18 protein-coding genes are annotated in these 19868 nt (G+C 70.3%); 11 read left to right on the top strand and 7 right to left on the bottom strand.

Translation table 11 applies throughout. The features are described 5' to 3' along the window. Window positions 1–47: 47 nt before the first annotated feature. Window positions 48–875 carry a DUF559 domain-containing protein gene (locus BN1187_RS13865; RefSeq protein ID WP_157754766.1) on the bottom strand — a complete coding sequence of 276 codons (828 nt, stop codon included), beginning with the start codon at window positions 873–875 and terminating at the stop codon, window positions 48–50. Between the two features lie 438 nt (window positions 876–1313). Between BN1187_RS13865 and hisF the strand changes: the two genes are divergently transcribed. Then, a complete protein-coding gene (hisF, locus tag BN1187_RS09080; protein WP_040161013.1) occupies window positions 1314–2075 on the top strand; it encodes an imidazole glycerol phosphate synthase subunit HisF in 762 nt (253 codons plus the stop codon). 43 nt (window positions 2076–2118) lie between these two features. Continuing rightward, complete coding sequence (locus BN1187_RS09075) at window positions 2119–2517, top strand: HIT family protein (protein WP_040161011.1); 399 nt, start codon at window positions 2119–2121, stop codon at window positions 2515–2517. A gap of 21 nt (window positions 2518–2538) precedes the next feature. On the opposite strand, the gene BN1187_RS09070 is transcribed toward BN1187_RS09075, so the two are convergent. After that, on the bottom strand, window positions 2539–4422 hold the full coding sequence (locus BN1187_RS09070) for a SpoIID/LytB domain-containing protein (RefSeq protein ID WP_052462546.1): 1884 nt from the start codon (window positions 4420–4422) through the stop codon (window positions 2539–2541). Between the two features lie 521 nt (window positions 4423–4943). Between BN1187_RS09070 and BN1187_RS09065 the strand changes: the two genes are divergently transcribed. From BN1187_RS09065 to ilvC, 3 genes are read left to right on the top strand one after another with little or no spacing between them, the layout of a single operon-like run. Further along, the gene (locus tag BN1187_RS09065; RefSeq protein WP_261795329.1) at window positions 4944–6770 is read left to right on the top strand and encodes an acetolactate synthase large subunit; all 1827 of its coding nucleotides are present in this window, start codon (window positions 4944–4946) and stop codon (window positions 6768–6770) included. Beyond that, a complete protein-coding gene (ilvN, locus tag BN1187_RS09060) occupies window positions 6767–7300 on the top strand; it encodes an acetolactate synthase small subunit (protein WP_040161007.1) in 534 nt (177 codons plus the stop codon). Before BN1187_RS09065 ends, ilvN begins: the two co-directional genes overlap by 4 nt. 35 nt (window positions 7301–7335) lie before the next feature. Next, the gene (ilvC, locus tag BN1187_RS09055) at window positions 7336–8367 is read left to right on the top strand and encodes a ketol-acid reductoisomerase (RefSeq protein ID WP_040161005.1); all 1032 of its coding nucleotides are present in this window, start codon (window positions 7336–7338) and stop codon (window positions 8365–8367) included. 208 nt (window positions 8368–8575) lie between these two features. Here ilvC and BN1187_RS15120 read toward each other — a convergent pair whose 3' ends face one another. Further along, window positions 8576–9196, bottom strand: a complete 621-nt coding sequence (locus BN1187_RS15120) for a LysM peptidoglycan-binding domain-containing protein (protein ID WP_040161003.1) — start codon at window positions 9194–9196, stop codon at window positions 8576–8578. A 501-nt stretch (window positions 9197–9697) separates the two neighbouring features. Next, window positions 9698–10777 (bottom strand): 3-isopropylmalate dehydrogenase, encoded by a 1080-nt coding sequence (locus BN1187_RS09045; protein WP_052462545.1) that lies wholly within the window; start codon window positions 10775–10777, stop codon window positions 9698–9700. Between the two features lie 99 nt (window positions 10778–10876). On the opposite strand from BN1187_RS09045, the gene BN1187_RS09040 reads away from it, so the two are divergent. Then, the gene (locus tag BN1187_RS09040; protein WP_040162779.1) at window positions 10877–11962 is read left to right on the top strand and encodes a branched-chain amino acid aminotransferase; all 1086 of its coding nucleotides are present in this window, start codon (window positions 10877–10879) and stop codon (window positions 11960–11962) included. 35 nt (window positions 11963–11997) lie between these two features. Continuing rightward, window positions 11998–12615 carry a hypothetical protein gene (locus BN1187_RS09035; RefSeq protein ID WP_040161001.1) on the top strand — a complete coding sequence of 206 codons (618 nt, stop codon included), beginning with the start codon at window positions 11998–12000 and terminating at the stop codon, window positions 12613–12615. 25 nt (window positions 12616–12640) lie between these two features. Here the strand turns inward: BN1187_RS09035 and BN1187_RS09030 are convergent, their stop codons facing one another. Both BN1187_RS09030 and tpx read right to left on the bottom strand, forming a co-directional pair. Next, complete coding sequence (locus BN1187_RS09030; protein WP_147675103.1) at window positions 12641–13756, bottom strand: hypothetical protein; 1116 nt, start codon at window positions 13754–13756, stop codon at window positions 12641–12643. A 255-nt stretch (window positions 13757–14011) separates the two neighbouring features. Further along, window positions 14012–14509, bottom strand: coding sequence for a thiol peroxidase (tpx, locus tag BN1187_RS09025; RefSeq protein ID WP_040160997.1), 498 nt, complete (start codon window positions 14507–14509; stop codon window positions 14012–14014). A 178-nt stretch (window positions 14510–14687) separates the two neighbouring features. Between tpx and cimA the strand changes: the two genes are divergently transcribed. The 3 genes from cimA (at window position 14688) to BN1187_RS09010 (ending at window position 17678) form a co-directional block, all read left to right on the top strand. Further along, entirely contained in the window at window positions 14688–16265 is a 1578-nt protein-coding gene (cimA, locus tag BN1187_RS09020; RefSeq protein ID WP_040160995.1) for a citramalate synthase, read from the top strand. Window positions 16266–16301: 36 nt separating this feature from the next. Continuing rightward, the gene (locus BN1187_RS09015; protein WP_040160993.1) at window positions 16302–16970 is read left to right on the top strand and encodes a DUF1707 SHOCT-like domain-containing protein; all 669 of its coding nucleotides are present in this window, start codon (window positions 16302–16304) and stop codon (window positions 16968–16970) included. 105 nt (window positions 16971–17075) lie between these two features. After that, window positions 17076–17678 (top strand): DUF1707 SHOCT-like domain-containing protein, encoded by a 603-nt coding sequence (locus BN1187_RS09010; protein ID WP_040160991.1) that lies wholly within the window; start codon window positions 17076–17078, stop codon window positions 17676–17678. Window positions 17679–17700: 22 nt separating this feature from the next. Here the strand turns inward: BN1187_RS09010 and BN1187_RS09005 are convergent, their stop codons facing one another. Next, a complete protein-coding gene (locus BN1187_RS09005; protein ID WP_040160989.1) occupies window positions 17701–18978 on the bottom strand; it encodes a thymidine phosphorylase in 1278 nt (425 codons plus the stop codon). Window positions 18979–19050: 72 nt separating this feature from the next. Here BN1187_RS09005 and BN1187_RS09000 point away from each other — a divergent pair, with 72 nt between their 5' ends. After that, window positions 19051–19866: a fumarylacetoacetate hydrolase family protein gene (locus BN1187_RS09000; protein WP_040160987.1), complete on the top strand. Its 816-nt coding sequence runs from the start codon at window positions 19051–19053 to the stop codon at window positions 19864–19866. The last annotated feature ends 2 nt before the right edge of the window (window positions 19867–19868 follow it).

Genomic DNA, 19868 nt, shown 5'->3' with positions numbered 1-19868 from the left:
CTGAACCCTTGGAAGCCTGAGGTGGAACCCGACGTTTTCGGGCCGGCTCAGGGTACCGCCTGTCCCCGCCGCGGGAGTGCGCCTGAGACACGACGTCGGTGGCGGATGATCGACTCGATCCTCGTTCGGACCTCGACGGGGGCGTTGAAGAGCTGACGCGCCGAGAACCGGACGACGTGCCAGCCCTCGGCGGCGAGAGCTGTGTCGCGGTCGCGATCACGCTCGAACGAGGCGGGCGACGTGTGGAACGCACGGCCGTCGGCTTCGACGCCGAGGTGCAGTGAGGCGATGGCGACGTCGAGGAACGCCACGCCTGCCGCACTGGTGACACGGTGGTTGGTGCGGAACCGGCACCGGGGCCGAACGTCACGCATCAGGCTGTGCAGGGCGCGTTCAGCCTCTGACCACGGTTCGTCGCGCGAGTCGCGGAGGAGCCAGGCTCTGCGGTTGTTGTGGCGCCGGCCGGGACTCTCCCGCAGCGCCTGCCACAGCTGGGCCAAGGTGGCCGCGCGTCGGCGAAGCGCTTCGTCGATAGCGTGGCCGCCCAGCTCGGGGATGAGGTCGAGGACCGTGCGTGCCGGGCTGGTCATGCGGAGCCCTCGCCACTCGATGACGTGACCGGGAATCACCTTCTGCCGATGAAAGCGGTAGCCAACGGCTCGAGCTACGTCGGCGTGACGACTGGCTGTGACGACGGAGACGGGAAGTTCCGGCCACCAGCTCAGCGCGGCGGCTATCCGCCCGGTGAGGACCGCATTCGGAGCAGCGGTGAGTAGCGCCGCCGCACGCATCGCCGGATCTGTCGCGTGGGTCGCGGGAACCCAGATTCCGGGAAGGGCACGCACCAACAGCCCGGACCGCGCTGCCCGCGCCACCCGCTGCCGCTCCTTCGCCGGGCGCCCTCGCGTGTCGATCACGCCGGTCGGACCCGCGAGCTCGTGAATGTTCTCGAGACTTGTTGCTCGGATACTCATTGCCACCGCCTCCCTTTTCCTTCACTAGGGGAGTTCGACGCGCGATCGCGTCAGCACATCGGCCCTGGAGCGCGCACATCTGTCACCGACGCGGCGCTCGCCGGTCCCTCAGCGCCGATTCGCCCCGCCGACGCGATGGCGTGCTGCGCTGGTGACGCGCAGGGTCGGTCAGCAACGCCGTCGCCGATTGCCGCGCTCGAAGAGCGACCGAGGCGTGGAGCGAATCGGGCCTGCGGGGGCCCGAGCGGGGAGCGGGACGGCGCCCACTGAGAGCCCGGCGCTCCGGCGGCCGGGACAGGCGTGAGGAGCGAGGCGGGAAGCGGCCATACGATGTGGGATATGTCCGTCGCCATCCGTGTCATTCCCTGCCTCGACGTTCACGACGGCCGTGTCGTGAAGGGGGTGAACTTCCTGAACCTCCGCGACGCGGGCGATCCGGTCGACCTCGCCCATGCTTACGGAGCGGAGGGCGCCGACGAACTGACCTTTCTCGACATCTCCGCCTCGTCCGAGGGCCGCGCGACCACGCACGACGTGGTGCGACGCACGGCCGAAACGGTGTTCATCCCCCTGTGCGTCGGAGGCGGCGTTCGTAGCGTCGAGGATGTCGATGCGCTCCTGCGCACGGGCGCCGACAAGGTGGGCATCAACACGGGCGCGATCCGCAACCCGCACGCCATCGATCAGATCGCCGGCCGCTTCGGCAACCAGGTCTTGGTGCTCTCACTCGACGCCCGCCGCGAGCCCGGCCTCCCCTCCGGCTACGGCGTCACGACGCACGGCGGGCGCCAGTCCGCGGGGCTGGACGCCATCGAATGGGTCCGGGAAGCGGTCGACCGCGGGGCCGGCGAGATCCTCCTCAACTCCATGGACGCCGACGGCACGACCGCCGGCTTCGATCTCGCGATGATCGAGGATGTGCGTCGGGTCGTCGACGTCCCGGTCATCGCCTCGGGCGGCGCCGGCACGGCCGAACACTTCGTCCAGGCGGCTCGCGCGGGCGCCGACGCGGTGCTCGCCGCGTCGGTCTTCCACTACGGGCGACTGCGCATCCGCGACGTCAAGGACGCCCTGAGCGCCGCTGGCTTCCCCGTTCGCTGACACCGGCCACGGGGAACGAGCGCGGGCTGCAAGACTGGGCCACATGAGCGATTGCCTGTTCTGCAAGATCGTCCAGGGCGAGATCCCGAGCCACGAGGTGTACTCCGACGACGCGGCCTACGCGTTCCTCGACGTCAGCCCCGTGAAGCCCGGCCACACCCTCGTCGTTCCCCGCACCCACGTCGCGGACGCCCTCGAGGACCCCGAGGTACTCGCCTCCATCGCCCCCGCCATCTCGGCCACGGCTCGCGTTCTCCGCGACCGGCTGGGCGCCGACGGCTTCAACCTGCTGTCCAACGTCGGCGAGGTCGCCGGGCAGTCGGTGCAGCACCTGCACGTGCACGTCATCCCGCGCACCGCGGACGCGCCAGGCATGGCCAATCTCTTGACGAAGGACGACTCGCTCGCCATCGACGACATCGTCGCCCGCCTGCGTCCGTGAGCGGGGAAACGCCCCTGGTGACTACGAGATCTTGCAGGAGCCCGCGACCGTGCACGTGATGGTGCCGCGCTGGAAGCGAGTGATGGTCCCGGTCGAGGTGGCCGTGGTGCTCGCGGTCGGCAGCCCCAGCCGCGACTTCTCGTAGCCGATCGACCCGTACGCGGTCAGCGCCGGACGCTCGATCGCGTGTGCGCCGGTGCTGGCGTGGAAATAGATCGCGCCCTTCTGGAACCAGCTGTAGGACGCCCCCGGCACGTATGCCGCCGGCGTGGTGTCCTTCAGCGGCAGCCCCAGCCGCGCCGCGCGCGGGACATAGGTGTGGTGGAGCGGGCCGTGCACCTCGTGCGCGCCGGACGCCGCGCTGTAGTACAGGCCGCCGTTGGTGAACAGCGTCTTGCTCGACTTCGCGACGGGACCAGCGACCAGGTCGGTGGTGGGGGCACCGAGCACGGAGTCGATCCCGCCCAGCGAGCGCCACATCCCGAGCACGGGGGACGACACGATGTGCGCCCCGCCGGACGAGCTCCAGCCCAGGTCGCCCTTCTCGAACCGCACCTCGGCGAAGCCCCGTGAGGTCCGCTCGGTGGTGGTGGGCGCGCCCAGCGAGCCCGTGGCAAGCCCGGTGGCGGCCCAGCGCTGGTAGGTGGCGGACCCCGGCTTCAGACCGCCCGTGACGTTGAAAAGGTGCGAACGCAGCCCGAACTTGAAGCGCAGGGCGGTGCCGGCGACATCCTGATACCCCTTCGTGCCGCTGAACCGGATCGTGTTCACACGGCCTCCCCAGCGGCCCTTACCGTCGCGGGAGAGAACCTGCGCGTTCCGCAGCGTGCCGATCGCCGGGTACGCCTTCTCGATCTGCGCGCGGGTCAACGCGGCGGTCCACGAGCGATTGCTCACCCGGCCGTCGTAGGGGTCGGGCTTGGCCACGAGATAGGCGGCTCCGCCGGCCGCGGTGTGGCCGCCGTTCGAGGACGAGAACATCGTGAGTGCCAGGCTCGACCCGTACTGCAACACGCGGTTGGACGTCGCACCGATCGCCGCGGTCGTGGAGGCCGCCTCGACCGTCGAGCGCCCGCTCTGGGCATTCGCACGGACGCCCAGCCCGGAGTACACCTGGCAGTTCGTCGTGTCGCACGTGTCGTACGCGGCGTTCGCGCCGGCCAACGTCCGCGCCCGTGCCGCGAAAGTGCGTGCGGCGACGGCCTGCGCGCCGAGGGCCTGCGCGTGCCAGCCCGACGGCATCTCGGCCGGGACGACGGCGCGGAGGTACTGCTCCATGGGCAGCGTGTTCACGGTGACCGCCTTGCTCGTGGCACGGACGGTGATCTTGCCGCGGTAATCGCGCACGGTTCCATTGGGCAGCAGCAACGACACGAATCCCGCGCTCGGGTTCTCGAAGTGCCAGGTCTTGCCCGCGGTCAGCGACACCGGGAACGGCTTCCACGCCCCGGCGGCGTCACGGTACTCGGCGACGCGGGCTCCGCCGACGATCCTGGCGCGCCAGCGCGAGTAACCGGCGCCGACAGGCAGGGCCTGGGCCTTGCCGGCGTCGTCGATCAGCCGCAGCCCCGAGGCCGGCAGCACGGACGCGTCGCCGTCGTTGTCGGCACTGATGAGCACGCGCATCACGTTGCCCGAGGGCAGCGACACCAGCGTGGTGCCGGGGTAGTAGAAGGAGAGGATCTGCGCCGAGGTCAGGCCCGACCGGGCGGCGCCTTGCGCGCCGTACTGTGACATCCCGATGCCGTGGCCGTAGCCGGCTCCGGTGACGGTGATCGTGTCGGCGTACACGGGCTGGGCGGGGTCGGCGTGCGCGCCCGAGACAGGACCGAGCGTGGTGACGAGGAGGGCAGCGGACGCCACGGCGGCGCCGCGGCGGAGCAGGGGGGAGAACGCGTGGGACATGCGGGAACCTTCGCTGGTAAACACGGACGAGGACGTCGGACGAGCAGTGTGGGAAGGGCGCGGCGCGTCGCGGCGGTCGGGCGGCCTCCTCCTGTGGCGGGTGCCGCTACTGGAGAGGAGGCCGGGTTTCGGCGCGACGCGCAGATGGTTCACGCGGGGGAGCTGTGAGCCGGGAAGAGGCGCAGAAACATGATGCGACAGGTGTCTCGAAAAGGTCAAGGGGGGTGATGGCCGTTGTCGGCGGCCTGTTCGCCGCCGGGTTCGACCCGGGGCGGGTCGGTGCGGTCGCCCGGATCGGTGCAGTTTCACCTCAAGGGGTAGGCGCGAACGAGAGCCCTCCGCTACGCCGCGGTCACGGTCGCCAGCGCGAAGCCGCCAGCCCCGTGGCGTTCCACATGCCGGGCATGCTGTCCGAACTTCGGCGGCGGTCGCCCGGAAGGGTTATGCTCGGACACGTGCACATGAGCGCTCTCGTAGTTGTCTAGCGTGTCGGCCCACTGACGGACGACACGCTCCCTCGCCTGCCATCGGCAGCGGGGGTTTTTCTTTGTAGCCGATCATTCTGCGCACCACCATCACCCGCGAACAGAAGGGAAGAGGAGATGGCCGACGATCAAACGCCCACCGTCCTGACCGGAGCCGAGGCTCTCGTCGAATCGCTCGAGCGGGTCGGGGTCGAGGTGGTATTCGGCATCCCCGGTGGAGCGATCCTGCCCGCCTACGACCCGCTGGGTCAGAGCGAACTGGTGCGGCACATCCTGGTCCGGCACGAGCAGGGGGCGGCCCACGCGGCCGAGGGCTACGCGATGGTGACCGGACGCGTCGGCGTCTGCATGGCGACGTCCGGCCCGGGTGCGACCAACCTCGTCACCGGCATCGCGGACGCTTTCCTCGACTCCGTCCCCATGGTCGCGATCACCGGACAGGTTGCGTCGGCGGCCATCGGCACCGACGCCTTCCAGGAGGCCGACATCCGGGGCATCACGTTCCCCGTGACCAAGCACAGCTTCCTGATCACCCGCACCGAGGACATCCCCGCGGCGATCAAGGCCGCGTTCCACATCGCCGGCACCGGACGCCCCGGGCCCGTCCTGGTCGACATCGCCAAGGACGCCCTGGCCAACACGGCGCCGTTCGAGTGGCCCGCGCAGGTCGAGCTGCCGGGGTACCGGCCGGTCGTGCATCCGCACGTGAAGCAGGTCCGTGAGGCCGCCAAACTCATCAAGGAAGCGAAGCGGCCGGTGTTCTACGTCGGCGGCGGGGTCGTCAAGGCCGAGGGTTACGAGGCGCTGGCCGAGCTCGCGCACCTGACGAAGATCCCGGTGGTGACCACGCTGATGGCGCGCGGCGCGTTCCCCGACAGCGACGACCTGCACATGGGCATGCCGGGCATGCACGGGTCGGTGTCGGCGGTGGGCGCCCTCCAGCGGGCCGACCTCCTGATCACGCTGGGCGCCCGCTTCGACGACCGCGTGACGGGCAAGCTCGATACGTTCGCGCCGGACGCGAAGGTCATCCACGCCGACATCGATCCCGCCGAGATCGGCAAGAACCGCCTGGCGGACGTCCCGATCGTGGGCGACGTCAAGGAGGTGATGGAACTCCTCGCGAGCGAGCTCCGCGGCGTCGACCTCCCGGACTTCACCGCCTGGCGCTCCTATCTGGGCAACCTCAAGGAGCGCTACAGCCTCGAGATCGCGCCGACCAAGGACGGCATCCTGAGCCCCGAGTTCGTCATCGAGCGCCTCGGTCAGAGCGCCCCGGACGCCTACTTCGTCAGCGGTGTCGGCCAGCACCAGATGTGGGCCGCACACCTGCTGCCCATGGAGAAGGGCGGGCACTGGCTCAACTCCGGCGGGGCGGGCACGATGGGCTACTGCGTGCCTGCGGCGATGGGCGCCAAGGTGGGGCGTCCGGACGCCGTGGTGTGGGGCATCGACGGCGACGGCTGTTTCCAGATGACCAACCAGGAACTCGTCACCTGCGCGCTGAACAACATCCCGATCAAGATCGCGGTGATCAACAACCAGAGCCTCGGCATGGTGCGCCAGTGGCAGACGCTGTTCTACGGCGAGCGGTACAGCAACACGAACCTCGAGTCGCTGCGCGTCCCGGACTTCCCGAAGCTCGCCGAGGCGATGGGCGCCGTCGGCCTGCGCGCGGAGACGCCCGAGGAGGTCGACGAGGTCATCAAGCAGGCGAACGAGATCAACGACCGTCCGGTGGTGGTCGAGTTCGTGGTGCACAAAGACGCGATGGTGTGGCCGATGGTGGCCGCCGGTACCAGCAACGACGACATCAAGATTGCTCGGGACATGGCTCCCGACTGGGAGGATGAGATCCTGTGAAAACGCACACGCTGAGCGTCCTCGTCGAGAACAAGCCCGGCGTTCTGGCCCGCATCTCGGGGCTGGTGGCGCGACGGGGCTACAACATCGACTCGCTGGCCGTCGGCCCGACCGAGCGTCCCGAGCTGTCCCGCATGACGCTGCAGGTGCGGGTGGAGAGCCCGCAGGTGCTGGAGCAGATCACCAAGCAGCTCAACAAGCTCGTCGAGGTGCTCAAGATCATCGAGCTCGAGGACGCCGCCGTGCGCCGCGAGCTGGTGCTCATCAAGCTGAAGGCCGATCCGGCCACGCGCAGCCAGATCATCGAGATCGTCCAGCTGTTCCGCGGCAAGACGGTGGACGTCCACAACGACTCGCTCGTCATCGAGGCCACCGGCAGCCCCGACAAGCTGGCCGCGCTGCTCGAGATGCTGCGTCCGTACGGCGTCCGCGAGCTCGTTCAGTCGGGACTCGTCGCCCTCGGACGCGGGAGCAAGTCGCTCACGGAGCGTTCGTCCAAGACCGATCGGGGACGTTCGGCCACGCGCTGAACCCCTCGCGAAAACGACAAGGAAGAAGGAAAACCATGGCAGCAGAGATGTTCTACGACGCCGACGCGGACCTGTCCGTCATCCAGGGGCGCGCCGTCGCCATCATCGGCTACGGCTCGCAGGGGCATGCGCACGCGCTGAACCTGCGCGACTCGGGCGTCGACGTCCGGGTCGGCCTGCGCGAGGGCTCGTCGTCCGTCGCCAAGGCCGAGGCCGAAGGCCTGCGGGTCACGTCGGTCGCGCAGGCGAGCCAGGAGGCCGACCTGATCATGATCCTGGCGCCCGATCAGGTGCAGCGCACCCTGTACGCCGAGGAGATCGAGCCGCACCTCGAGCCCGGCGACGCGCTGTTCTTCGCGCATGGCTTCAACATCCGCTTCGGCTACATCAAGGCGCCCGAGGGCGTCGACGTCTGCATGGTCGCCCCGAAGGGGCCGGGTCACCTGGTCCGTCGCGAGTACGTGGACGGCCGCGGCGTTCCGGTCCTCGTCGCGGTGGAGGAGGACGCCTCCGGGAATGCGCTGCAGCTCGCGCTCAGCTACGCGAAGGCGCTCGGCGGCCTGCGCGCCGGCGGCATCAAGACCACGTTCACCGAGGAGACCGAGACCGACCTGTTCGGCGAGCAGTCCGTGCTGTGTGGGGGCATGAGCCGCCTGGTGCAGATGGGCTTCGAGACGCTGACCGAGGCCGGCTACCAGCCGGAGATCGCGTACTTCGAGTGCCTGCACGAGCTCAAGCTGATCGTGGACCTGATGTACGAGGGCGGCATCTCCAAGCAGCGCTGGAGCATCTCGGACACCGCGGAGTTCGGCGACTATGTGTCGGGCCCGCGCGTCATCGACGAGCACGTCAAGGAGAACATGAAGGGCGTCCTCGACGACATCCAGAGCGGCGCGTTCGCCCAGCGCTTCATCGACGATCAGGACGCCGGCGCGCCGGAGTTCAAGAAGCTGCGCTCCGAGGGTGAGTCGCACCCCATCGAGAAGACCGGACACGAGCTGCGCAAGCTGATGAGCTGGGTGAAGCCGGCCGACTCCGACTACGTCGAGGGCTCCGTCTCCCGCTGATCGACCGTCCCGCGCAGGTCGCGGTGAGGATTGACGATGTGGCGCCCCACCCGGGAGGCGGGGCGCCACATCGCTCAGCCAGGAGAATGCGCGCGGGCGTGTCCGCGCGGGATTGACGTGCGCGGCAGCGTCCGGGCACAGCGGAAGGGCCCCGCACACGCGGGGCCCTTCCGGTTCAGCCGTGGCTCGTCGAGCCGATCCGGATGGATCAGCGAACGACGAGGTGCTGGCCGACGTGGATGACGTTCGGGTTCTTCACGACGCCCTTGTTCAGGGAGAAGACGCGCTGCCAGCTGGTGCCGTTGGCGCGGGCGATCTTCGTCAGGGTGTCGCCGCGCTTGACGGTCACGAAGCGCTTGCCCTGGTAGGTGGTGGGCTTCGCCACGGTGGTGGCGCGCTTGGGGGTCGAGACGGCCTTCTTCTTGGAGACGGTCGCCTTCTTCGGGGCTGCGGCCTTCTTCGGGGCGGCGTACGTGGCGCCGCCGTTGGAACGGGTCAGGCCGGCCTTCTTGGAGCAGACGGGCCACGCGTTCGGGCCCTGGCTGGCGAGCGTGCGCTGCGCGATCGCGATCTGCTGGGCCTTGCTGGCCTTGTTGGCGGTGGCCGCGTACTGCGTGCCGCCGTAGGCGCGCCACGTGGACGCGGAGAACTGCAGGCCACCGTAGTAGCCGTTGCCGGTGGCGATGCTCCAGTTGCCGCCGGACTCACAAGCGGCGACGCGGTCCCAGACGGAAGCGGCCTGCGCAGGCTGAGCGGCGGCCAGGGCGCCGGCTCCGGCGAGCGCGCCAGCAGCGGTCAAGGACGCGACACGGGTGACAGTCTTGTTCATGTGAGAACCAGGGTTCCTTCCATGCGAGCGCTCCCGAAGACTACGGGTCTCGTCTGCCCAGGACTTTCCTAGCGAGGGTTCGGCTTTGAGATCGAAGCGCACCGAACGCAGGTACTTCTGGCGAAGGCGGGTGCCTCCAGGAATCGGGGGGATCGCTCACCGTGGTGAACGCGACAGGACGAGTCTAAGTAATTCCTGAGTGAAGGACAAACCTATTTCTCAGGATGTTGCCCAAGGACGCCGCGTTCGCCGCGCCGGGTATCCGTCTGACTAGGCAAAGGGCCCGCGGATAAGTTAACAAAGCCTGAGATAACTGAATGCAACCGGTGTGTCACGGCGCAGCTACTGGTGCGCCGCCGAGCGCTCAGCGGGGACGTGTGCGGTCCGGCGAAACGTTGACGCCCGCCGCAGCCCGGGGGAGCGCACGCGGGAGCATGCGCGGCACGAGGGGCCCGCGATGGTCGACGGGGGCGTGCGCCTGCGTGAGCCCGTGCGTGCGGTTCAGGCGAGCCGGGCGGCGATCGCGTCGCCGATCTCCGCGGTGCTGCGCGGGGTCCCGGTGCGCTCGCCAAGGTCGGCGTCCACGGCCTCCTGGACGCGCGCGGCGTCCTCGGAGCGGCCGAGGTGGTCGAGCATCAACGCGATGGAGGAGATGGCCGCGGTGGGGTCGGCGATGCCCTGCCCGGCGATGTCCGGCGCCGAGCCGTGCACGGGCTCGAACATGGACGGATGTGTGCCCTCGCCGTTGATGCTGCCGGACGGCGCCAGGCCGATCCCGCCGGTGATGGCGCCCGCCAGGTCGGTGATGATGTCGCCGAACAGGTTGTCGGTGACGATCACGTCGAAGCGCTGCGGATCCTGGACGAACGCGATCATCGTGGCGTCGATGTGTAGGTAGTCGGTCTCGACCTGCCCGAATTCCTCGCCGACCTCGCGGACGATCCGGTTCCACAGGCCACCCGCGTTCGTGAGCACGTTGTGCTTGTGCACGAGCGTCAGCTTCTTGCGGCGGCGGGTGGCGCGCTCGAAGGCGTCCCGCACGATCCGCTCGACGCCGTGGGCGGTGTTGACCGACACCTCGGTGGCGATCTCCTGCGGCGTCCCCGGGTGCAGGACGCCGCCGTTGCCGCAGTAGAGGCCCTCGGTGCCCTCGCGGACGACGACGAAGTCAATGGGTCCGCGCTCGGTGACGGCGGGGGACAGGGGGGTGGTCGCCTGCGGGTAGAGGCGCGACGGGCGCAGGTTGACGTACTGGTCGAAGGCGAAGCGCAGCTTGAGCAGCAGGCCGCGTTCGAGCAGGCCGCTCGGGATGGCCTTGGAGCCGGGGGCGGCGCCCACCGCGCCGAGGACGATGGCGTCCATGCCGTCGATCTCGGCGAGCACGGAATCGGGCAGCACCTCGCCAGTGCGCTGCCAGCGCTCGGCGCCCAGGTCGTAGCGGGCGTAGTCGAAGGCGTCCGGGCCGGCGACGGCGTCCAGCACCTTGAGCGCCTCCGCGACGACCTCCGGTCCGATCCCGTCCCCGGGGATCACGGCGATGGTCGGCTTGGTTTGCGCAGCGTTCGTCACGGTCGTCAGCATAGCGAGACAGAACCATCCAGCATGTGGATGTCCGGGGTTCGGCGCCGGGGTGGGCGAACGGTCCCGTGCATGCCGGGCGCCGGTCGGTATCCTGACTCCATGTCCTTGACCTTCTCTCTCCAGCGCAACGCGAACCCGCGAACGGACGCCGACGTGGCGGCCATTCACGCCGCGCCCGGCTTCGGGCAGTACTTCACCGACCACATGGCCCTGGCCACGTGGTCGGTCGAGGGCGGCTGGCGCGACGACGCGATCGTGCCGTACGGGCCGCTGCAGCTCGACCCGGCGGCGGCGGTGCTGCACTACGCGCAGGAGGTCTTCGAGGGGCTCAAGGCGTACCGGCACGCCGACGGATCGATCTGGCTGTTCCGCCCCGAGATGAACGCGGCCCGGTTCGCCGCCTCGGCGGAGCGGCTGTGCCTGCCGGTGCTGCCCGAGGAGGATTTCTTGACCTCCATCGCCGACCTCGTCAAGGCGGACGCCCGCTGGGTGCCCTCGGGTGAGACCGAGAAGAGCCTGTATCTGCGGCCGTTCATGTTCGCGTCCGAGAGCTTTCTCGGCGTCCGTCCCGCCCGCACGGTCACGTACTGCCTGATCGCGTCGCCGGTGGGCGCGTACTTCCCCCAGGGCGTCGCCCCGGTCGACATCTGGGTGACCGACGAGTACAGCCGCGCCGGCATCGGGGGTACGGGCGCCGCGAAGTGCGGCGGCAACTACGCGTCCAGCCTGATCGCGCAGGAAGAGGGCTACGAACATGGCTGCTCGCAGGTGCTCTTCATCGAGGCGTCCGCGAAGGACCGCGTCGAGGAGCTCGGCGGCATGAACGTGTTCCTCATCACCAAGGACGGCCGCCTGCGCACGCCGGCGCTGATGGGGTCGATCCTGGCCGGCGTGACCCGCGACTCGATCCTGCGGATGGGCGAGCGGCTCGGTCTGCGTCCCGACGAGGGCCGCATCACCCCCGACGAGCTGACCGAGGGCATCACCTCCGGGGAGGTCGTCGAGGCGTTCTGCTGTGGCACGGCGGCGGTGATCAGCCCGATCAGCGGCTTCAAGTCGCGCCAGGGGGAAGTCCGGCTCGCCGACGGCGCGCATGACCAGACATTGGCGATCCGTAATGCGATTCTGGACGTCCAGTACGGGCGCGCGGAGGACACCTTCGGCTGGATGCATCGCGTCGCCTGACCAAGCAGGAACCCGAAGGCAAGGGAGAGCAAATCGTGGCGAACGGAACAGGACGAGGGCGCGGGAACACCTGGGTCGGTGCGCTGGCCGGCATCTTGGTGGGCCTCCTCGCCGTCGTGATCGGCTTCTTCGCGCTGCGGACGGGGCCGACCACGGCCACGCCGTCCCCCTCGCCGACGGCCTCGACGCCGCCGGTGGCGGCCAGTCACACCCCGTCGATGCCCACGTCAACCCCCACCAGCGTGTCGCCCTCGCCGACGCCGACCCGCACCGCGACGCCCACGCCGACCCCGTCCGAGACGCCCTCGCCGTCCCCGTCCGAGACGCCCTCGCCGTCCCCGAGCAGCGCGTCGCCGAGCTCGACCTATGCGCCCGGCCTGGTCACGCAGCTGCGGTCCGGCAGCTACATCGCGGTCATCCGGTCGCTGCCCAAGCAGACGAACAGCGCCGAGGAGGCCGTCGCCTACGCGAAGGCGCAGTCGCGCGGCGGGCAGACGCTGGTGGCGATCGACTCCGACAAGGTCGGCGGGCTGCGCGACGGGTTCTACGCCATCGCCGTGCCGAACCTGACCGACTACCAGCAGGTGAAGGCGGCCTGCGCCGCGATGGGGCTGCCCAACGGCGATCGCTGCTTCCCGCGGACGATCCCCTGACCGACGGCGCCCTCCTGGAGGTGCGTCAGCCGCCGAGCAGCTGGAGAACCAGGAACACCGCGCCGACCAACAACGTCGCCAGCAGGCCGACGATGAAACCGCGGGTAGTGTCGGGGCCGAGCAGCGACTTCCCACGCTTCTCGCCCGGGTCGATTTCGGAGGCTTCGCTGCGCCGCGCCGGGGCGCTCGCCGGCTCCTGGGACCGGCGTGCGGCGCGGGGTTCACGCGGCGGCGGGACGACCGACTCGGCCGGGCCGCGGTCCGTCACCAGGGGCAGCACCTGCGTGGCGCCGGCGCCCTCGGAATCGCCGAGATCGGCGCGCTCGTCCTGCTCGGACGCCTCCCGCGACCAGTCCGGCGCGTCCGAGGTCGACTCCACGCGGCCGCGGGTCGCGGACGGCAGCACCTGCGTCGCCGCCTCGCACTGAGCTGCGTCCGGACGTTCGGCGGCCTCGGGCCGGGCGGTGTCCTGCCGCTCGCCGGCCGCCCGCACGGAGGCCTGTGCCTGCGACGCGTCGGGCTCGACGGGGCGCGCCTCGACGTCTGCGGAGGCGGGGATGATCTCGGTGGGCGCGGCCGAGTCCGGGTCGGCCCGGCGGTGCCGCTCGTCGAGGAAGCCGGCGTCGTCCGGCCCCGGGTCCGTGGTGATCGAGGGGGCCAGCGGGGCGGTGGCGAACCGGGCGACGCGGCTGTCGGGTTCGTCGATCAGCGCTTCATGCAGCGCGCGGGGCAGCCCCGGCGTCGCCACCGGCGGGACGAGGAACGTCATGGAAGCGGTGTCGTCGCGCATATCGAAGCGCCCCCAGGTCTCGCCGCGCACGACGACGGCGGTCTGGGAGACCGTCGTGCGATCCGACAGCGTGCAGATGACCGCATGGTAGGGGCGCGCCGGGTCGGTGCGCCAGACCAGCGAGACGCGGCTGCGCTGGACGAGGAGGGTGCCGAAGTCGAGCTTCTTGCCCGGGACGCCGACGGGCACCAGGTAGCGGACGGGCTCGTCCGGCAGCAGGACCGGCCGGAAGCGCTCGGCTCCGCCGCGCAGCACGTGGCGGGTCAGATCGACGAACCTCTTCTCGCCCGGCACCAGCTCCAGGACCGCTACCGCGCCTTCGCTGATGCGGTCAGCCAAGTCGTCCGGCATCCAGACCTCCTCGCGATTCATCGTCCACCCGGGTTACCGCCGGGCTATGCATGCTTCTCCATCTTGCCGGATCCCGTCGCCCGGACGGCGGCGACGCCACGGGGAGGCGCGATTCCTGCCCGATCGGCGGACGAGTGAACAACGGCGGGGGCGGGAGGCGCGATTCCTGCCCGATCGGCGGACGAGTGAACAACGGCGGGGACGACACTCGGTCGCCCCCGCCGGTCGATGCCCTGCCCTGGGGGCAGGCCGTGGTCACTTCAGCGCGGCGATCGCGGAGTCGTAGTCGGGTTCCTGGGTGATCTCGGGCACCAGCTCGGTGTAGATGACGGTGCCGTCGGTGTCGGCCACGACCACCGAGCGCGCGTTCAGCCCGGCCATCGGGCTGTCGACAAGGCGGGTGCCGTAGTCGTCGGAGAAGGAGGACCGGAACGACGAGGCGGTCGTCACGTTCTCGATGCCTTCGGCGCCGCAGAAGCGGTCGAGGGCGAACGGGAGGTCGGCCGAGACGCAGACCACGGCGGTGTTGTCGAGGCCGGCGGCGAGTTCGTTGAACCGGCGCACGCTGGTCGCGCACACGCCGGTGTCGACGCTCGGGAAGATGTTCAGCACGACGCGCTTGCCGGCGAAGTCGGAGCTGGTGACGTCGGAGAGATCGGTGCCCGCGAGGGTGAACTCGGGGGCCTTGTCGCCGACCTTGGGGAGGTCGCCGGAGGTGTGGACCTGGGAGCCCTTGAGAAGAGTTTCAGCCATGGGTCGTTTCTAGCACGTTCGGACCGCCGAATCGACGGGCCCGGATGGCGGCGGCGCCCGGCGCGACGGGAGCGTTCTCTCGCAGGATGAGACTTTCTCGCGCGACGGGTGAGACGACGCAGAGTGGGCGAAGCGCTCCGCGCGGCCCCGGCGATGAAGGACGATTCTCTTGACCACGATGACCGTTGCCCCCGACGTGTTCCACGTCTACGACACGACCCTGCGTGACGGGGCCCAGCAGGAGGGCCTGCGGCCGACCGTCTCGGACAAGCTGCGCATCGCCCGGGCGCTGGACGACTTCGGGGTCACGTTCATCGAGGGCGGCTGGCCCGGCGCCAACCCCAACGACACCGCGTTCTTCGCGGCGGCCGCCCAGGGCGACCTCGCCCTCCACAACGCCCAGCTCGTCGCCTTCGGATCGACGCGCAAGGCCGGCGGGAAGGCGTCCAGCGACCCGTTGACCCGGGCCCTGGTGGACGCGCAGACGCCCGTCGTCACGCTGGTGGCCAAGAGCCACGACCAGCACGTCGAGCGCGCGCTGCGCACCACGCTGGCCGAGAACCTCGAGATGGTGCGCGACACGGTCACGTTCCTCACCCGCGAGGGGCGGCGCGTCTTCGTCGATTGCGAGCACTTCTTCGACGGCTACCGCGCCAACCCCACCTACGCGCTCGGCGTGGTCCGGACGGCGGCGGACGCCGGGGCCGAGGTCGTCGTCCTGTGCGACACCAACGGCGGGATGCTGCCCGCCTGGATGGGGGAGGTCGTCGGCGCGGCCGGCGAGGTCGGCGTCGATCTCGGCATCCATTGCCACAACGACACCGGCTGTGCGGTCGCCAACACGCTCGCCGCGGTCGACGCCGGCGCGATGCACGTGCAGGGCACGATCAACGGCCACGGCGAGCGCACCGGCAACGCCGACCTGATCACGGTGGTCGCGAACCTGCAGCTCAAGTACGGCTGGTCGATCCTGCCGCCGCAGGAACTCGCCCGCGCGACAGCCGTGGCCAACGGCGTCGCGGGCATCACCCACGTGCCGCTGAACGGACGCCAGCCGTACGTCGGGCAGTCGGCGTTCGCGCACAAGGCCGGCCTGCACGCGTCCGCCATCCGGGTCGACGAAAACCTCTACCAGCACATCGACCCGCAGCTGGTCGGCAACGACATGCGCATGCTGGTCTCCGACATGGCCGGCCGGGCGAACATCCAGATCAAGGGCGCGACCCTCGGCTACGACCTCGAGGACCGCGAACTCGCCGCCCGCATCACCGACACGGTCAAGGCGCGCGAGATGGAGGGGTACTCGTACGAGTCGGCCGATGCGTCCTTCGAACTGCTGCTGCGCGACGAGCTCGGCCAACTGGACGACGACTTCGAGGTCGAGCGCTGGCGCGTGTGGACGGGCGGTGAGGCGGGCGGCCGCAACGAGGAGTCCGAGGCCATCGTCACGCTGACCAATCGCGACGGGACGTCGGGAACCTTCGCCGGCGAGGGCGAGGGCCCGCTGAACGCCCTCGACCAGGCCCTACGGACAGCCGTGGCGACCTCCCACCCGGAGGTGGCGGGCTACGAACTGGTCGATTACCGCGTCCGCATCCTCGAGCAGGAGCACGGCACCGATGCCATCGTCCGGGCCCACATCGACGTCACCGATGGCGAACGCCGGTGGACGACGGTCGGCGTCGGCACGAACGTCATCGAGGCGTCCTGGGAGGCGCTCGCGGACGCCTACCGGTGGGGTCTGCTGGCAGGGTGATCTAGGCTCGAGTCCCACCGCCCCGAGGAGGAGCCGATGAGCACGCCTGACGGTCCGCACATCCGCATCGGGCACGCCGAGCGCGACCAGGCTGTCTCGGTGCTGCAGGAGGCCGCCGCCCAAGGCCGACTCACGATGGACGAGCTGGATGGCCGCGTCGAGGAGGCGCTGTCGGCGAAGACCCGCGGCGACCTGCACGCCGTGCTCGCCGACCTCGTCCCGCGCGGCCCGCTGGACGAGATGCTGGTGCCGCAGACGCGGCGTCCGAGCCTGGGGCCGGGGTACTCGTGGGAGGACCCGCTCGTCCTCACCGCGCGGTGGGAGAACGAGAAGCGCCTGGGCCGCTGGGACGTCCCGCCGTTCCTCGAGGTGAACGCGGTCGCGGCCGACGTGAAGCTCAACTTCTGCCACGCGACGCCGGTCTCGCTGGTCATCGACATCGTCGTCCAGGGCGGGGCGGGGGACTGCGTGCTCGTCGTGCCTGGCGGCTGGGGGGTCGACCTGGACCGCTACGTCAAGGGCATGGGCTCGGTCAAGAACGAGGTGACCACCCGCGCCCAGCAGGGGAATCCGCAGATCATGGTGCGCGGGCACGGTTCCCTCGGCTCCCTCAAGGCCCGCTACCCGACCGGCTGGGACGAGCGACAACAGCGCCGCTATCTGGAGCGGTCGCAGCCGCCGGGCGCGACACCCCCGCGTCCCTGACGCGCCGGTCCGAGGAGGACCCGCCGGGGCGCCGTCCCGAGACGCGATCCCCGGCGCATCTGTTTCCGGAAGCGGACGCGGACCAGGGGTCGGTAGACTCCGTCCATGCCCAGCGATCACCCCCACAAGCGCCTGCGCATCGGTGACGTCGACCGCGACCGCGTCCTCAATGTCCTGCACGAGGCGCACGGCGCCGGACGCCTCACCTTCGACGAACTGAACGAGCGTCAGGATCGGGCGCTGGCGGCGCGCTATGCCGACGAGTTCGCCGCCCTGATCGACGACCTGCCGGAGGGGCAGGAACTCGTGGCGACGTCGCCCGCGATGCCCGTGGCGGCCGGGCGGGGCTCGGCATCGCAGCCGGTTCCCTACAACGAGTCGCTCCCCGCGATCACGTTCATGAGCGGCAAGGAGGTCGTCGTCGCGCCGGGCACCTCGACGTTCAAGAACTTCGCCCTCTGGGGCGGTGACACCATCGACCTGTCCCACGCGATGGGTCCCGGGGTGGTCGTCACCCTGGACCTGACCGCGATCATGGCCGGCCACACCATCCTGGTTCCCGAGGGCGTCCTCGTCAGGGACGAGTCCGTGGCCGTCATGGCCGGCAACGACGTGAAGAGGGAGGCGCGCGGGGACGGCTCCAACGGCACCCTCATCCTGCGCGGGTTCCTGTTCTGGGGCGGTAGCTACGTGAAGCTGGCCACCTAGCCGCGCACGCGGAGAGCGCGCGTCAGCCGACGCGGTCCAGCACGACGGATCCTCGCTCGGCCCTGTGGGACGCGATCTCGACCGCCCCGGCCAGGGCCTCCTTGGCCCGCTCGAAGCGCTCGGGGGTGTCGGTGTGCAGCGTGAACAGCGGCTGGCCCGCGCTGACCCGCTCGCCGACGCCGGCGCTCCACGTGACGCCCGCGGCCGCCTGCACCGGATCCTCTTTGCGGCCCCGACCCGCGCCGAGCCGCCAGGACGCCACCCCGACGGCCATGGCGTCCATGCCGGAGATCCAGCCGTCCGACTCTGCGGCGACGGTCTCGGTGTGCTTCGCCTGCGGCAGCGGGGCGTCCGGGTCGCCGTCCTGGGCGGCGATCATCGCGCGCCAGACGTCCATGGCCCTGCCGGACGCCAGCGCCTTCTCCGGGTCTGCCTCCACCCCGGCGGCCGCGAGCATCTCGTGGGCGAGGGCGAGGGTGAGCTCGACCACGTCCGCCGGCCCGCCGCCGGCGAGCACCTCGACCGACTCGGCGACCTCGCAAGCGTTGCCCGCGGAGCGTCCCAGTGGGGCGTTCATGTCCGTGATCAGGGCGGACGTCTTCACGCCGGCGTCGGTGCCCAGCGCCACCATCGTCTCGGCGAGCTGCCGCGACCGTTCGCGCGTCTTCATGAACGCCCCCGAGCCGGTCTTCACGTCCAGCACCAGCGCGGACGTCCCCTCGGCGATCTTCTTGCTCATGATCGAGGACGCGATGAGCGGGATCGCCTCGACCGTGCCGGTCACGTCGCGCAGCGCGTAGAGCTTCTTGTCCGCGGGCGCCAGGCCGCTGCCGGCGGCGCAGATGACGGCGCCAACGTCCTCGAGTTGGCGGAGCATCTCCTCGTTCGACAGCGCCGCGCGCCAGCCGGGGATGGCCTCCAGCTTGTCGAGCGTCCCGCCGGTGTGGCCGAGCCCGCGTCCGGACAGCTGCGGCACAGCGACGCCGCAGGCCGCCACAAGGGGGGCCAGGGGCAGCGTGATCTTGTCCCCGACGCCGCCGGTGGAGTGCTTGTCGGCGGTGGGCCGGGTGAGCGGGGAGAAGTCCATGCGGTCGCCGGTCTCGATCATCGCCGTCGTCCAGGTGGGCAGCTCGCGGTCGTCGAGACCGTTGAAGAAGATCGCCATCGCCATCGCGGCCATCTGCTCGTCCCCGACGACGCCGTCGGTGTACGCCCCGATCAGCCAGCGGATCTCCTCATCCGAGAGCGTTCCGCCGTCCCGCTTGGTCCGGATCAGGTCCACCGCGTCGAAGCTGCTCATGGCGCCGAGTATGGCAGAGGGGGGAGCGGTGCGGTCGCGCCCGGTCCCCGGTGTGCCGGTAGCGTGGAGCCCATGCGTATTGCTCGGTTCGTGGCCGGCGACAATCCGGCCTTCGGTGCGGTGGAACTCGCCGCCGACAACGGTGATCATCCTGACACCATCAATGTCCTCAACGGTGACCCGCTCGTCGGTCCGGTGAACTACACGGGGGAGCGGCTGCACCTGGACGACGTCCGCCTCGTCGCGCCCGTCATCCCGCGCAGCAAGATCGTCGCGATCGGGCGCAACTACGTCGCCCACGCCGAGGAGTTCGGCAACGAGGTGCCCGGCGAACCGATGACGTTCCTGAAGCCCAACACGTCCGTCATCGGGGACGGCGAGCCGATCATCCTGCCCACGGCGTCGAACGCCGTCGACCACGAGGGCGAGCTCGCCGTCGTCATCGGCCGTATCTGCAAGGACGTCCCGGTCGAGCGTGCCGCCGAGGTCATCTTCGGCTACACCTGCGCCAACGACGTCAGCGCTCGCGACCTGCAGGAGCGCGACAAGCAGTGGGGACGCGCCAAGGGCTTCGACACGTTCTGCCCGCTGGGCCCGTGGATCGTCACCCACCTCTCCCTGGAGGAGGCCGCCGATCTCGAACTCGTCGTCACCGTCAATCGCGGCGGTCAGGTGCTCGAGCGGCAGCGCTCCACGACGTCGCTGCTGGTGCACGGCGTCGCGGAGCTGGTGGCGTTCGTCTCGAGCTTCACCACCCTGCTGCCCGGAGACGTCATCCTGACCGGCACCCCGGCCGGCGTCGGACGCATCGAGCCTGGCGACCGCGTGAACGTCGAGATCGAGCAGATCGGCCGCCTGTCGAACCCGGTCGTGGCTCAGGACGCCTGAGC

It is taken from the genome of Nigerium massiliense (assembly GCF_000826085.1).
In the GTDB taxonomy this organism is placed as follows: domain Bacteria; phylum Actinomycetota; class Actinomycetes; order Propionibacteriales; family Propionibacteriaceae; genus Propioniciclava; species Propioniciclava massiliense.
This window is presented reverse-complemented; position numbering and strand designations above follow the sequence as displayed.